Annotated in this window: 11 protein-coding genes and 1 rRNA gene; 6 read left to right on the top strand and 6 right to left on the bottom strand. The window is 45.8% G+C overall.

The features are described 5' to 3' along the window. Positions 1–327: 327 nt before the first annotated feature. The 3 genes from rrf to F1593_RS11825 all read left to right on the top strand — a co-directional run bounded on the left by rrf (position 328) and on the right by F1593_RS11825 (position 2,656). Positions 328–444 (top strand): 5S ribosomal RNA (gene rrf, locus F1593_RS11835). 662 nt (positions 445–1,106) lie between these two features. Beyond that, entirely contained in the window at positions 1,107–1,346 is a 240-nt protein-coding gene (locus F1593_RS11830; protein ID WP_149401768.1) for a hypothetical protein, read from the top strand. Positions 1,347–1,738: 392 nt separating this feature from the next. Further along, positions 1,739–2,656 carry a Clp protease N-terminal domain-containing protein gene (locus tag F1593_RS11825; protein ID WP_149401767.1) on the top strand — a complete coding sequence of 306 codons (918 nt, stop codon included), beginning with the start codon at positions 1,739–1,741 and terminating at the stop codon, positions 2,654–2,656. 33 nt (positions 2,657–2,689) lie between these two features. Here the strand turns inward: F1593_RS11825 and F1593_RS11820 are convergent, their stop codons facing one another. The 5 genes from F1593_RS11820 to F1593_RS11800 all read right to left on the bottom strand — a co-directional run bounded on the left by F1593_RS11820 (position 2,690) and on the right by F1593_RS11800 (position 10,629). Then, positions 2,690–4,396, bottom strand: a complete 1,707-nt coding sequence (locus F1593_RS11820; protein WP_149401766.1) for an MptA/MptB family glycosyltransferase — start codon at positions 4,394–4,396, stop codon at positions 2,690–2,692. A gap of 354 nt (positions 4,397–4,750) precedes the next feature. Then, positions 4,751–6,610 carry a S9 family peptidase gene (locus tag F1593_RS11815; protein WP_149401765.1) on the bottom strand — a complete coding sequence of 620 codons (1,860 nt, stop codon included), beginning with the start codon at positions 6,608–6,610 and terminating at the stop codon, positions 4,751–4,753. 290 nt (positions 6,611–6,900) lie between these two features. Next, positions 6,901–7,899, bottom strand: coding sequence for an HNH endonuclease (locus F1593_RS11810; protein ID WP_216368850.1), 999 nt, complete (start codon positions 7,897–7,899; stop codon positions 6,901–6,903). 198 nt (positions 7,900–8,097) lie between these two features. Beyond that, positions 8,098–9,498 (bottom strand): GH1 family beta-glucosidase, encoded by a 1,401-nt coding sequence (locus F1593_RS11805; protein WP_172632067.1) that lies wholly within the window; start codon positions 9,496–9,498, stop codon positions 8,098–8,100. A 471-nt stretch (positions 9,499–9,969) separates the two neighbouring features. Next, positions 9,970–10,629 carry a hypothetical protein gene (locus F1593_RS11800; RefSeq protein WP_149401764.1) on the bottom strand — a complete coding sequence of 220 codons (660 nt, stop codon included), beginning with the start codon at positions 10,627–10,629 and terminating at the stop codon, positions 9,970–9,972. Positions 10,630–10,844: 215 nt separating this feature from the next. Here F1593_RS11800 and F1593_RS11795 point away from each other — a divergent pair, with 215 nt between their 5' ends. The 3 genes from F1593_RS11795 (at position 10,845) to F1593_RS11785 (ending at position 13,609) form a co-directional block, all read left to right on the top strand. Next, a complete protein-coding gene (locus tag F1593_RS11795) occupies positions 10,845–12,104 on the top strand; it encodes a hypothetical protein (RefSeq protein WP_149401763.1) in 1,260 nt (419 codons plus the stop codon). 128 nt (positions 12,105–12,232) lie between these two features. After that, entirely contained in the window at positions 12,233–12,895 is a 663-nt protein-coding gene (locus F1593_RS11790; RefSeq protein ID WP_149401762.1) for a YukJ family protein, read from the top strand. A 327-nt stretch (positions 12,896–13,222) separates the two neighbouring features. Next, a complete protein-coding gene (locus F1593_RS11785) occupies positions 13,223–13,609 on the top strand; it encodes a hypothetical protein (RefSeq protein ID WP_149401761.1) in 387 nt (128 codons plus the stop codon). 134 nt (positions 13,610–13,743) lie between these two features. Here the strand turns inward: F1593_RS11785 and F1593_RS11780 are convergent, their stop codons facing one another. Beyond that, complete coding sequence (locus F1593_RS11780; protein WP_149401760.1) at positions 13,744–14,877, bottom strand: right-handed parallel beta-helix repeat-containing protein; 1,134 nt, start codon at positions 14,875–14,877, stop codon at positions 13,744–13,746. Positions 14,878–15,156: the final 279 nt, after the last annotated feature.

Below are 15,156 nucleotides of genomic sequence, written 5' to 3'. Positions count from 1 at the left end.
GGAGACGGAGAGCCAGGCTGGAAAACCCTCTGGAAAGGTTGGCTATACATCCAAACGCTTGTAGAAGGAATTCACCTGGCTTCTGAACTCACACTTGAATAGAAATATGTGGGTAACAGACAGGGCTGCGGCCCTGGCACGCACCTACATTCTCCATCATTTGTGGGTTTCCCTCCTATTCCTTTTCTTTGAGCGGTATTGCCGGTGAAGGGTGGCTGCTCCTGCTACGGAGGCTCTCATTCCTCGTCTGGAAGGAAACTGGGGGTTGACAGAAACGCAAAGCTGTAGTAGTATGTCCACATCGAGAACACCTGTCTGTGCAGGTGAGCCGGTGACACTAGCGAAGAGGGTACACCCGTTCCCATCCCGAACACGGTAGTTAAGCTCTTCCTCCCCGATGATACTCCGTGGGCAACTGCGTGGGAAAATAGGAAGTCGCCGTCTCACCCGCCCACACGGGTGTTTTTTGTTGTACCAACCCTAAGCCCGGTAAAAAATAAGCAACAAGTAGACAGTTATGGATAAAACAAATATTGCAAACGATACTTATCTCTGTTATAATCCTATGACAAACAACACATATATGTACAACCAGATACATGACTCATACGTATTATTATTAGGTTGGTCAATAGCTTCATACGTCGTGTCTCTCAACGATGAATAGCCAGGCGTCGCCACATCTTTCGTGTCTGGAAGCAATGCAGGAATCCAGTCACACCACTCCGGCAGAGGTGCCTCTTCTCAGAGAAGCAACATGAAAGAAGTTTCCCACAGATGGGGCTTCAATTTTCCCATTTCACATTGTTTTTTCATACAGAACGAGGTCAACAGAGTTAAAACCTATCCCGGAGGATTACACAAAAGGTTGCGGAAATTATTAACCACCTGCTTATATCGACTGCGACTCACGCATCATAGCCTGGTTTATTATCCCCCTTGCGTATTTCCTCTTCTTCCCGCCTGCATGGATCAAAGCAGGTAACCATTTAAACAGGCAGTATGCTTCTATCACTAACTGCTGATAGAAATACTCATACTCACAAAAAGGATTTGGTGCGGCTTAAAGTCTGGCAGACTTAAGCGCTAGAGGAGATACGACGACAATGACTCATTATGAAATGCAACTTATTGTGCCTATTGACAACAATAACAAAAGTAAGCTGCAAAGAGATATCGAATATCTGGAAAAGTGCTTTAAAGATATCACAGGTAATTTTACATCCTACACAGACCAACTCTATCGCGTTTACAGTCTTATCTGTACAGAGGAGCAATCAGACAAATTATCCACCAGCATGGGTGGTCGCTGCGCGCTGCTACAGGTCACGCCTCTAGCATCTTAATTGTCCCTTCTCTAATCCTGACTACTTTTGCTTCACAAGGCAGGAATTTTCTAATGAGGATGAATGCAGCCTGACTGACCTCCATCCTCATTAGAAAAGGACTACGTCCTCAAACGATAAATCTGGCATACGCAAGTGGTCAGGGTGCCACATCCCCTCATTATCCTCATCAAAAGAACTTTATCAAAAAGAAAAAAGGCATGTAGTAAAAATATGCCTTTTTTCTTTTTGTCTTGTTTGAATAAAACAACGTTCCAGAAAGCTATAAAAGGCTTGCTTTTTGCCAAAAATGATCATATAGTTTAAATAGTTGTTTGTAATACTTTTTAGTATTGGATAGTTATCTATAGATCGCAAAGTCCGCCAAATTGGTAAGAAAAGGAGATTCTTTCATGGAACCATTAATGACATCTGAAGAGGTCGCTGAATACCTACATGTTGATCCAGTAACGATACGCCGCTTGATTAATCGAAAAGAGCTATCTGCCTATCGCATCGGGGCAGATTATCGCATTGCAGCCGCTGATCTCGAGAGCTACCTGCAACGTCAACGCGTTACGGCACTCGCAGAAAAAAGTGATTTCAATGCGGTTATCAATCAATTTTCAATCTGGATGCGCAAAAAATTTCAGAATGCTTCTGGACCTTATCAGGAAGGCTCAGCCTCAAATCGCGAACATTTTGATCGACTTACAAATCGAGCCCGCCATACATTGGTCCTGGCACAGGAAGAGGCACAAAAATTACGGCACAATTACATTGGGACAGAACATGTCCTTTTAGGATTATTACGTGAGGAAGAGGGTATAGCCGGGCTAGCATTGAAAAACCTCAATATTCTGACGGAGCAGGTACGCAAAGATATCGAGTTGATTAGTGGCCCTGGACATGACGTGGTATCAGAAATGCAACATCTGACATCACGTGCTAAATATGCCATGGAACTGGCGGTTGATGAAGCGCGTCAGATGAATCACCATTTCTTGGGCACTGAACATCTGTTACTGGGCCTGGTCCGCGAAGGAGAAGGACTTGCCGCAGTAATTATACAAAAGCAAGGTATTAAGCTTGAACAGGTTCGTGCTGAAGTACTTAAGTTGCTCAAGCCGTACTTACCTGACACCTCAACAACTCCACTAACAAACGATGCTACCCAGCTAGCAACCGGGCAGAAGCAGAGCCAGACCACAACCATTTGTAGCAATTGTGAGAGCGCTAATTTATCCCATTTTCGTTATTGCTCGCATTGTGGACAGAAACTGTTTGAGACAAATGACCAGGATAAGGCAGAGCCAGAACAAGGAGCCTGATCTACACTTACCATATCATTCTTCTGTCAATAGTTACAGAGCTGACTCTGACTTTTGATAAAAGGTGGTGTCCCGATGGCGATCATATCTATACTTTAACCAGATGATCAAAAATGGGACACCCCAGATGAGCAAGCTAGTCAGATATGTTAGCTGAAAATTTGGTAGAAGATTGTAAAAAATCCATAAACAATAGAGGCCCATCATACTAATAGAAAGTAAAATTCCAAACAAAGAGATATCCAGCGAGCTAAAAAGTACGAGTGAGGTTGGATTATGTTTGTATTGCGTAACCTCCAACAAAGCCAGGAGGCCAAAGATAATAATGGCATACCAGGGCCAGAACCATGGCGATCCTACAATACAATAGAGCAACCAGAGACAGGTAAGCCAACCAATTAATGCGGACAATGTATTGACCAGTTGTGGACGCAAGAACGTACGTAGACACAGGATGCCAAAACACGCCATGAATACAGCCATACTCAGTACATGCGACAAGACTTCTTGATGTGAACCGCTATCGATCGCACGTGGTAATGGAATCCCTCGAAGCTGCGCATAGCCATGCACCAGAAATTCATAAATGCTATTGATGTCACGCGAAGCGGAAGGTGTCACCGTAAACACATGCAGCAAGGCTCCATGCGCCCAGAAGGGAGCATGACAGACAATAATTATCCCGCTATAGATTAGCAGTGATTTCCCCATATCCAGGAAACGACGCGGCCAACTGCGCAAGACCGTCTGATGGAACAGGATAAATAAGAATAAACCTGGCACCAGAACGATGTAAGAGATCTTCAGGCCGGCCATTAACGCGAAAAGGACGCTAGCCAGCACATATGGCTGTCGTATACTCTCTGGACGAGGCAACAGCCACCAGAGTGCAAGCAGGAGCATAAAGAGCAGCGTGACGTCGTTATGAGCATTTACACACGCCTCTAATAACAAAAAAGGATTCCAGGCAAAGGCCAGGGTGGTGAGAAGCCGTTTATTTTGGAAAACTGGCAACGAGGTGTCTGTCGTCCTGTCCTGCAGACGTCCGCTCAACTTCCAGATCATTTGTACAGATCCCAGGTGCATGGCAAAGGCAAAAAGCCGCAACAGTAATTGCATTGATAAGACATATTTGAAACCAATCGCCGTAGCTAACAACTGGATAGATGCGGTAACGGCTAACCATGTCGGCCCATAGACAGATGGCTGATTAACCCAGTACAAAAATCCATAGATATAATCGGAGTGAATGACCGTCGGAGGAGTGACCATTGGATTAAAATGATACAGCACTGCCATACGTGCATAAGCAATGTAGGAGAATACATCTTGTGATGTTACAAACGGTATTAACATATAGGCAAAACCTATCAATGTTGTTGAAACAATAATGTAGCGATGCGATATATGACGTGGCAGAATGCGCAATGCCAACAAATAAAAAAGAAAGACAACGACAAAAAGTCCCAGAAAAGCCAGAGCCTGCGGCATTGTTCTGACAATATTAAGTGGCATAGCTTCCCCGGCATAGCCAGGAATAATAGTGTGCGCACTGGGATGCCAATGATTGCGAATGACGTGATACAGCCAGAGTTGACGATCAGTAAAGGTAAAATCCGCAATCAGGATGGTACATAGAATAGCAAACAGGAAGAAACAGGAGGAAAAACTTTGCCGACGCAGCAAAGAACTGGATGGTAACACACTCTGTGCCGGAACATCAATTTTATTGTAAGTCATAATCAGCATTCCCCATCGCAATCTTATCATCCCTACAAACAGCCTTCGGAGCTAATAATCCCGTCGGTTAAACTGAATCATTAGCTAGCATGCACACTATTGCTATCACGCCACACTATCCAGGTCAGTAACAGGTTGGTTGTTAGCAAAGAATAGAGGGTCTCATAGCTCCACAAATCTCGCAGGGAAGAAAAAAGAAATAGAGGAATTGCCGTTTTATGCGATTCTTTCTCGCAGTATCGGGCAGCTTTATTGATGAGCGCAATTCAAGCCTATATTGAGCACAACTAAGCCAGGATAAAGCATGTCTGTTCCTATGTACTCAATATAGACACATAGCTATAGCTAATGTGATTATTGCTCGGGTTGAGCTTTCAAGTACTTATCGAACCATGCAATGGTCTTTTCCCATGCCAGGAGGGCCAGAGCTGGCTTCTCCGCTCCAGTATGCCAGCTAGCCGGGATACGGACAAACTCGACTGGAGCTTTATCGATCATTTTCAAGGCTGCATAGAATTGGTCCGCCTGCTCTATTGAGCAGCGCAAATCGTTCTCGCCATAGCTGCTTCCCATAACCGCCAGGCGCTCCGGGTCAGCCACACCAAGCTTAATACAGGCATCTACACCACACATAATATCCTGAAAATCAGCACCGCCCCAATCGCCGAGACTACCATTCAGGAAGTCCTCACCATAGCCTGTACTACCATGTGGATTACAGTAGAAGACAGCATAGCCCAGACCAGTCAAACATTGAGTATAAGGATCAAATGCATTCGCCACACTATAGGAAAAATTGGGACCGCCATGAATACGTACAATCAAAGGATAGCGCTCATCAACACAAGCATCAACCGGCTTAATCAGCCAACCTTCAATATCTTTGCTCTCAGCTCCCGTAAATATGATGCGTTGAGACGTTCCCCAGCATCTTTCAGCCAACCATTGATCATACAACCAGGTTAAACGCTCTTCCTCTCCTCCTACCTCCTCAGTCAGCGTTAGAAGATAGAGTTCCCAGGGATGATCCGCGCTCTCCTGTGCCACCAAAAGATGTCCACCATCCGGGAAAAGAGAGAGAAAGGTCGCGACAACAGGTCCGCTGGTAATCTGCGTAATTGAGCGCCAGACAACGGTAAGTTGATAAATGTGGCTACAGCCCGCTTCGGTCGCCAGGAAATACAACTTCTGTCCATCGGAACTCCATTGAGGACGATAAGGACCCGGCATGCCATATACAGTGGACAAATTGATGTTCGCATCCCGCTCAAAATCAGGGCTAATGCACAATGGATGGTCGCCCTCATTCCCATGCCGCGTCACCAGGTAGAGTCGATACAGTGTCGGACTATGCTTGATTATATCTAGTGCGCCGATCACTGCGGCCGCCTGTCCATCTGGGGACCAGGAAAAGGTGGTAATCTCAATGTTCCCTTCGGTCAGGCAACGGGCCGTAGCGGTCGCGACCTCTATTGCCCAGAGGTCAATGGCGAACGTGCCATCACGTTCACCAGGATTGCGCAACACCCCAATTTCCTGACTATCCGGCGTCCATTGCGGCTGCTGATAGGAATACGCGCCTGAACTCAGGCGACGGATCAGCGACGGATCGATAGTTTCAAGCACCGTCTTAGGAGCAGGCATCACAAAAAGATGCACATATTTTTGAAAAATACCCAGGCCATCATGGCGATAGTAGATACGCTGTACTGTCCGTAAACGGAGGCATTCCTGCTCAGCCAGAGCCTTCTTCGCTCCCTCATCCAATGACTTACGACCGAGCAGAACATCATCATCCAGTGCAGCGAGGGTTGGAGCCGTAAAAGCGATCTGTTGACCATCCGGAGACCAGGCAGCTTCGCTGACCCCATAGAAGAGATTCGTAAGCTGACGTGCCTCGCCGCCATCAGTATCAATCTGCCAGAGCTGGCTTCCATTTTCGCGATTCGATATAAAAAGCAAGCGGCGGCTGTCAGGTGCCCAGATTGGGTGAGCATCATTCTTTAATCCACTCGTCAGGGGGCGTGGTTCAGAAACAGCATATCCCTGTGCATCCAGATATAATAAATAAATAGTGCTAAAGGTCGAATTCTTCTCTTTATTAGAACCACTCAACACAAATGCGACACGTCGCCCATCAGGAGAGAGCGCAATTTCACCCATATTTTGCATGAGCCACAAATCGTCCAGGGTCATCGTATGTGTTATAGCCATACATGCCAACTTTCATCATACTTTATCGCCTTAAAACATCAGGTCTTCTTTTCAATCTATTAAAGGCACATCGTCAAAAAAATTGTCAAGCTACCAAAAGCAGGATGAGATTACTTTTTGCATTCACAAAAAGGAAGTATTTATAAGTATGTCCATAATGGAAGTTACAGAAATTATGGCGTCTTTAATACTGTTTAAGATGCCTGCGATAGCGTGCTCAGATGGCACGCTACTGGTTTTTACGCCATATCTTGCTCATTAATACATAAGCGTAAATATACCATGCCCGACTAACCTTTAAAGATGCGCTCACGATGATAGGATAAATAAGCGGGATCGGGATTTTTAGCCTCATTGGGCCGTAAGAGCGAAGTGCTCAACATATGATTAAAATAGATATCCATACCACTATTTTTTCCGATGCTTTGCTGGAGCAATCTGGCACGCAGGATTGTGTAGGTATTATCTACGCTTAAATATCCCTGATCAAAGGCAAGATCGTGCATGGCGCAGGCAGCCAGACCATTGCGTACATCCATGCGCTCCTGTGTCGTAGAGGCGGCCCAGGGTTTGATATGCGAGGCACGCAGCAGCCCGCTGGTGCCAGGGATGAGGTCCGGGGCCAGCCCGCAAAAAACACAGGTACGCTGATAGTTATTCATCACAGCCAGGGCAAAACGATGTTGGGATAAGCGGACCTTACGCTCGGCCAGCTTTTCGGTTAACAGCGAGCCCAACTTGAAATCGCGGTCGATCTCCTCCATAGAAGATTCGACATCCTTCAATAAAGCACTCTGGCTGGCGGGCAAATCATCCTGACCTAATAGATAATCTTCGCTGTTTGTAGCCTCAGCATAGGGACGCAGGAAATCAGGTAGCTTCGTGACTGTAATGTCGAGGTCGCGGGCCGCCTGGATGATCTCGCTATACAAAACATGAAAGATGGATGGATCGGCTGAGAGTTGCGCGTAGAGCAGCGGCTCCTCACGCCCCCCATTTTTGCGCGCTCCCTCTAAATTCAACATCTTACTCAAAAGTGAACCAGGGCTGCGTTTAAAAAACTTTGCCAGCGTTTTCACATCATCAGGGACCTTATCAATATTCGCTCCCCCAAAGCTATGCGGATTAACAATCCAGAACAGGCCAAAACACAGCAAGGTTTCGACCGCATTAAAGGGAACCTGCCTCTTTCCATTCTCTGGACAGGAGCGTATATCGATATCACGCAGCAATTGTAGTATATCTACGCGCTGTAAATGAGTATAACGGTGAACATTGCCATCCTGCATAACCATTCATCCTTGATGTCTTTGATTATTACTGAGGTAAAATTAGATAGATGTACTTCGATATAGTGCTTAAAGCGTGCTTCTATTCATGTAATGTTAAGCTTTATTATATAGCATCGCAGGGATTATTTAAAGATAAATCAAAGGGCCCTCTGGCAAAGAGGACCCAGCAGTAGATAACAACAAAAAAGGACGGTGCTAACGCTGTGCTTTGATTAAACTGGCATACCAGCGACCGCTATTTTTGATAATGCGGCGCTGGCTGGCATAATCGACATAAATAAGGCCAAAACGCTTGCTATACCCATCCATCCATTCGTAGTTGTCAAGCAAGGACCAGGCGAAGTAGCCACGAAGCGGGACGCCCTGCTTGATTGCTTCCCCGGCCGCTCGTATATGCTCGCGAAGGTACAGGAGTCTCTCTGAATCAACCACATACTCACTTTCGCCATCCCACTTGTCGTCGAAGGCAGCACCGTTTTCAGTGATATAGAGGGCTGGCACTGAGTATTCTTGCTGTAGCCAGAGCAGTAGATCAGTCAAGACCAAAGGGCAAATCTCCCAACCCATGGCGGTATACTGCGAGCCGGGTACGCTTCTGATGACATTGCTCTGTCCAGCAGTTTCTACTGGTGTGCTGCCTTCAGGTTGCCATTGGAAGAGCGTGCGGGTATAGTAATTGACACCCAGGAAGTCAAGCGGCGCGTTGATCAGGGCAAAGTCTTCCGCAGCAATCGCTGGCTCGTCGCAATCCAGGTCAGCGAAAAGTCCTTCGGGATACGCTCCACGAAAAATGGGATCGGAGAACCAGCGATTGCTACGTTGTGCCTTCTCAACCTGCTTCAACGTTTCTGGATGCTGATCAGCTCCATAAGCAGGTGTGAAGTTGAGAGTGATACCTACTTGCGTGCCGGGCTGGCTGAATGCCCGCAGGCGCGGTACCGCCAGACCGTGAGCTACCAGTAAATGATGTCCAACGCTCCCCAGATGAGCAACATTTTTCTCTCCCGGGGCATGTATCCCGATGCCATAGCCGAGATAGGCAATACACCAGGGCTCATTGTGTGTCTGCCAATAATTGACGCGATCCCCTAAACGGCGTGCGACAATCTCTGCATAATCAGCAAAAGCCAGAGCTGTATCCCGATTCAGCCAGCCACCACGCTCGTGCAGGGCCAACGGCAAATCCCAATGATAAAGGGTTAACATGGGCATAATATTCTTTGCCAACAATTCATCTACCAGATGATCATAGAAATCAAGCCCTGCCTGATTGATAGTACCAGTTCCTTGAGGAAGAATGCGCGACCAGGCGACAGAAAAGCGATAAGCCCCTAAACCAAGCTGCTTCATCAAAGTCACATCCTCGGCGACGCGATGATAATGATCGGTTGCGACCTCACCTGTTTGCCCAAGGAAAGTTTTTCCGGGCGTAGCGGCAAACTGATCCCAAATCGTCAGGCCGCGCCCATCCTCGTTAGTCGCGCCCTCAATCTGATAAGCAGCCGTCGCCGCACCCCAGACAAAATCTTTGGGAAATGCCATACTGATGTTTGGATTAACGCTCGTCTGTGGGTGTTCCCCATTAATTAAGCTCATTCATCCTCCTAGAGAACGACTACTATCATGATAGCAAAGGTTTCACCATATATTGAACATCCCTTTATCGTTACCAATCCGCTATCGGATACCACGCACTATAGCGGATTTTTGAGAAAAGCACGCTGGCACCACAGGATACAGAAAGAAGCACAGCACCTGTACTCAATTTTTGCCTTACAAGTGCTTTATTTTACTTTAGAACAAAAATGAAAACTATATATGACAAAAAACATACTGTAGCTCGAAATACTTATTTCCATCAAGAAGTATGGTAGGAAAATGTTCCCTTGTCAAGGGTTTTTAGTCCCCTGGTAAGAATTCATCAAATTGTGTTCACATAACGTATCATGTGCTTGCCCGAAGAGATTTATGGAGAAGCAAAAAACAAACGTACTTAGCTTGCTTAAGGAGGAGAGAGGGGAGAGGAGAAAAAAACAAGACAGACCTGTGCAGATCTGTCTTGTACTATTAAAAGGCAGGATAGCCAACTATAAACTGGAAACACCAGAAGAAACACAGGGGCACGGCTATCGACAGATAGAGGAGATGAATCCAACGGAAACGGCCCAATTGAGCCAATATCAAGAAGAGAGGAAAAATGATCAACATATTTCTGCCAGTTCCCAGCAACGGGCGCTCAAATCCAGCTGGAAAACAATTGGCAAAAATCCAGAGCGAAGCGCCATAAAGAACGTAACTCCAATGGCGATTGCCAAGGCGACAAAATCCTACGGCACTTAATCCGATAAGGAAGAACGCGAGCAAGTCAGGGAAAAGATCGAGCGAATGAGAGAGGAAGTCTCTTAGATAGGTATGCTTCGCAATTATAGCTTCCATATCCCTATAAAGTCCTACCCACGGCAATTGGGTTGTGCGCTTCCATGACTGCTGCCCATGCGAAAAAGCTAGAAAATCACCGTAATGATGATAACAATAGAGCCCATAGATCAAAAGTCCAACGGGGATAAGTCCAGCATACAGCACGTCCCAACGAATGGCACGCCAGGAAAAATGATGCTGGCGCAAATACTCAAAACAAAATGGTAGAAACAAGAATATACCATTAGGACGGAGCAGGCAGGCCAGCAGGCCAGCAATCCCGGCCAACCACCAATATTTCTGACGCATCGTATAGAAGCAACATACGCTTAAAAAAAGAAAGATGGATTATATTGATCAACTTGAAATTAGTCAAGGCAGGATAGGAGATTTGGGTAAGAAAAGAAATTATAGAATGGGCACATGCTAAAGCAAGCAGATGAAGAGAAATGCTTTCAAGAATGAGGTTGCAAGGGAGGCTGTGAAGGATCTACAATAGGACGAAACAGATGTGAGTAATCCTTATGCTATTGGATAAGACAAAACTACAACAGAGGCATATCATTTTACGGATTGCACGCCGAGTTATCACGATCATCCTTATTTTTGTGCTCTGTAATATCTTTATACCCGATAGTGTTCCGCATCAAATCAAGGGGACCGCGACGCTGGCCACAGCAGTGCAGGATGTCAATTATTTCCACTTTCAACAATTACCATCCTGGGGAAGGTGGTTTCTCGATGGACACCCCCTTAGCAATGTGCCGCTGTCACGGGATAAGATAGCGCCGCAGCCCGTCAAACGTGGCAAACATTTACTGCGCTGGCAAGGAGAGCCATTTACGACGCTAAGCTGCTCCTTTGAGGTGCCCTATCAGGCTGATCGACCGGGACAAACCTGTCAGATTACGAAAGAAAATACTGAGGCGCAAGATGATGCGCTGCTGATCAACTTTCCGACACGCTTCTCATCCCAACTCTTATCATCAACTCAACAGCAAAAGTTAATCACAGCTATACAAGCATATTTACACACATTTACAGCCAGCACCACTATTCAGGCCGGTGAACGCTATCGCGACAACTCCACAATATCCTTCCATCGTGCCAGCCAACGCTTACAAGCCACGCTTACCTTCACGCTCGACACCAACGTGACTGGCAAAGCCACCTGTCAGGGCTATCGCCTGGGTCCTGCATGCAGTAATATGACCACTGGAGAGGATTGTCGACTCGTCTGCACGTTAGAATGGGCTGATCCAGGTACTTATCATTATTGGAATGTCGCCGTTGTTACTCAGCCAACATGGACATACACCACGCTTCCCACAGGGAACCAGGGCACATCCAGAACAGAACAAACACAGCTCCAGGGTGACCAGCAGATTACCACTCTGCGGATCGCCTGGACCCAGTATGGCTGGTCCATCATGACACATGAGTCGGGAACCAGCTATTATGATGATCTGAACTGTAGCAGCACCATCTATTATCTCAATAGTAATCCTCGCTACACGCAAAATGCCATCGGCCAGGAAACACAGGGACAAAACTGGCACTTTGTCTCCGCCCATAATCGGTCATTAGGATGTCTGGCAACAACTCGGCCATTTGAAAAAACCATCTCTGGGAAAAAAATCTATGCCACTATCATCCAACGCTTTGGTGTGCTTCAGGCAGCTAACCAGGAGGCCCACCGTCTCTATCCTCAATTACCATTAATTGCAACACAGGCTGAACAAAGTGTGACACAGATCATAGACCAGGCTGCTTTTATCTCATAAAATAAGGATATTAATGCTACAGGCAAAACTATCATTATGCCTCATACGTATAGTAAACAGAAATTGGTTGGTATCTTCATCCATTCAAAGGATTAAGAGATACTACAATATATTGAAGGAGCTGATGTATGCCAGAAACAAATTATGGCGTTTTGATAGCGCGCCCACTTGAAAGTCAGATGGGGACAGCCGGTTCACCACACTATCAGATTCATGTAGCGGATAGCCAGGGAGTTCACTATCGGATCGCGGTCAATGTTCTCTCGCAGTTAAAGCCCTATAACTTACTTTATCACATCGAAGATAATTTCAACTACCCAATCACCGCTGAATTACTCAAACAACAGGATGGCTTTACCAGCATCGACAAGCAAAATGGTATCAATCCCAATTTAGCCATCGACTTTATCCGTAGCACCATTGTCGAGCCAGAGCAGATGCAGCCTCAACAATTCACAGAAATTGCCACAGAATCCGAACTCAATCAGTTTCTCCAGGATCGTGTTAAACAGGCAATCGCTGATCCCGAAGCTCTCATCTATGCCTTTGGACAACGTTGGGGGCCTGAAGATAGCAAACCTGATCAATACTTTAACTTTAAACCAGGTAATGGCATCCATAATATCCATATGAATCAAGGAAACAGCGGCAAATTTGCCTCGGAAAATGGCGTCTGGCAGGATGGCGCGCTACTGATCCATTTGACAGGAGCCAATAAATGGATTGCGATCTTCTTAAAATTCCAATCGCAATCCTGGAAAACTGATGATAACACCGGCGATCCACTCTAGACATTGAAGCCCAGGCAGAACGGGACCTCTTTTCCCCGGCACACAAGAGGTCCCACAGAAAATATCGCCAGCGCAAAAATGACATAGTATGGTGATATTTATCGGCTGAAAGAGAAATAAACACTAGCCAATCTACCTTTTTTTTGACGAATGCCATCCATATGCAGTATAAGAAGAGAGGAAAGCTTCAAAAAACAAACCTTATACCTATTCATACGTAAAGAAACACGTAGCTATGTCTTTTAAAGCAGCTACCTGTGTGACCGTGTAGCTGCTTTAACATATCATTTGCACTATAGAGAATGTGAAGATAAGGAAAACAATCGCATGAAAACCGCTCGCCGCCAACGACCATCTGGCATCAGGAATCTTGCACTCTTTGAACTACTCGGAGCGCTTGGTTGCCTTGGATTACTCTTATTTACACCAGCAAAATCAGGGGACTTCATCGCGCTACTTATAGCGGGATTGCTCGGATTGGTGGTAGTGTATGGATTATGGACATTACGGAGCTGGGCCTTCTGGCTGACCGCCACCTATGAGTCAGGCGAGATTGTCTATGAGCTCTTGATGATTACCCGACCAGAATATCATAATCTGCACATCGTCGGCCCTTTGTTCGGTATCCTGATGAGCGCGATCACGCTCGCCTACATTTTTCTTGATCGCACCGTCAAACCTGTCTTCAGCAGAACCATGAATATCGCTAAATAGTTGTAGATAAGCATGTATCTTGTTTGAGACTAACAGTATGCATAACAAGTATCGCCATTCCTGCTCCGTAACGGCGACAGCTTGTTGTGCTGGCTAAAACCAGCTAGAAGTTACATAACCTGTTCTGCAACTGATCAATCACTATTGCGCTCCTGAGCAAGCTGTGAGCCAGCTTCAACCAGCACCGAGCTTTGCGAATTATTCCTCAGATCGCAATCCTTGACAGTACCTCGGCCACGTTGAAACACAGCAATGCCCCGACCATGATAATGAATTCTGCAATGGCGAATCGTCGGATCACTTTCCCAGGTCACTTCAATACCTGCCAGAGTATTATTAAGAATCTCACAATCTTCGATGATCCCTCCACTCCGATCCCCTATAAAGATGCCCGACCATTTTCCTTTATAAATCTTGCATGCCCGAATCACAGGATTGCTATTTTGTTTGATTTCAACCGCGGAACTGCAATTGGCATACACATCGCAATGCTCCATAATTCCATGTGCATTTTGACTAAAAGTCACACCGGAAGCTTTACCATCATGTACCTTACAGGTGGATATCTCTGCGACACTATCCTGACACACAGCGATGCCGGCCTGAGCATTCTTATAAATGTCACAATTTGACAGGCATCCATGGCTACACTCGGCAACCAGCACTCCATACCCCTTGCCATGGCATAAAATACAAGCCTGTAAAATCACCTCGCTGTTTTGGACCGCCATCACTTCAGCATACATATTGTTACTGAACGTACATTGCTCAAGCAAACATTGCGCTACCGTGCCAACAAAAACGCCATAGCCGGAACTATCATGCACAATGGAATGACGCATAACTACGCGTGTTGTAGGCCCAGCAAGCATCAGGCAGGCGTAAGAAGCAGATGAGAGATCACAATTTACAATTTCAACGACACCCTGCGTAACATTCACAGCACCATACAACTCCGCTTGCATATTTATGCGACAACGCACCGTTAAACATTCAATGTGGATACCGGTGGAAGACAGAGAGAGGCACGGCTGATTATAGCTCTCAAGTACAATATCTCCACAGGCACCATTTCCCACCAGAGACACAGCTTTATCAATAAGCAGGCTTTCACAGTAAGTGCCCGGCTCAATAAGGATTGTATCGCCATCCAACGATGCAGAGAGCGCCGCAGAAATAGTAGGATAAACGCCAGGATATTCGGCTAAAACAGAAACAATACGTATGGTAGATGAATCGTTACCAACTGATAATGGTTTTGAATACATAATAAACCGCTCCAATAATACCCCCCAACCTCAGCCGCATCATACACACACACAGATAAAAATCCTAGATTTGTTTTTATGTAGTATATACACAGAAAAGTAGATAATACATAAAAAGAACAATACAAACCATCTTCTATAATTCAGTATATCTCCCTTCATAAAATATGCCAGCCATTATATATATAAATATGTAACCTCGTATTTGATACACAAAGATAATTATTTCCAGTAAAAAGAATGTGTTCTTTCACAGAACCAGGGCTTCCCTCTTCACTT

This window comes from Dictyobacter arantiisoli (assembly GCF_008326305.1).
In the GTDB taxonomy this organism is placed as follows: domain Bacteria; phylum Chloroflexota; class Ktedonobacteria; order Ktedonobacterales; family Ktedonobacteraceae; genus Dictyobacter; species Dictyobacter arantiisoli.
Note: the sequence above shows the minus strand (reverse complement) of the source record. Positions and strands in the feature narration are given on the sequence as shown.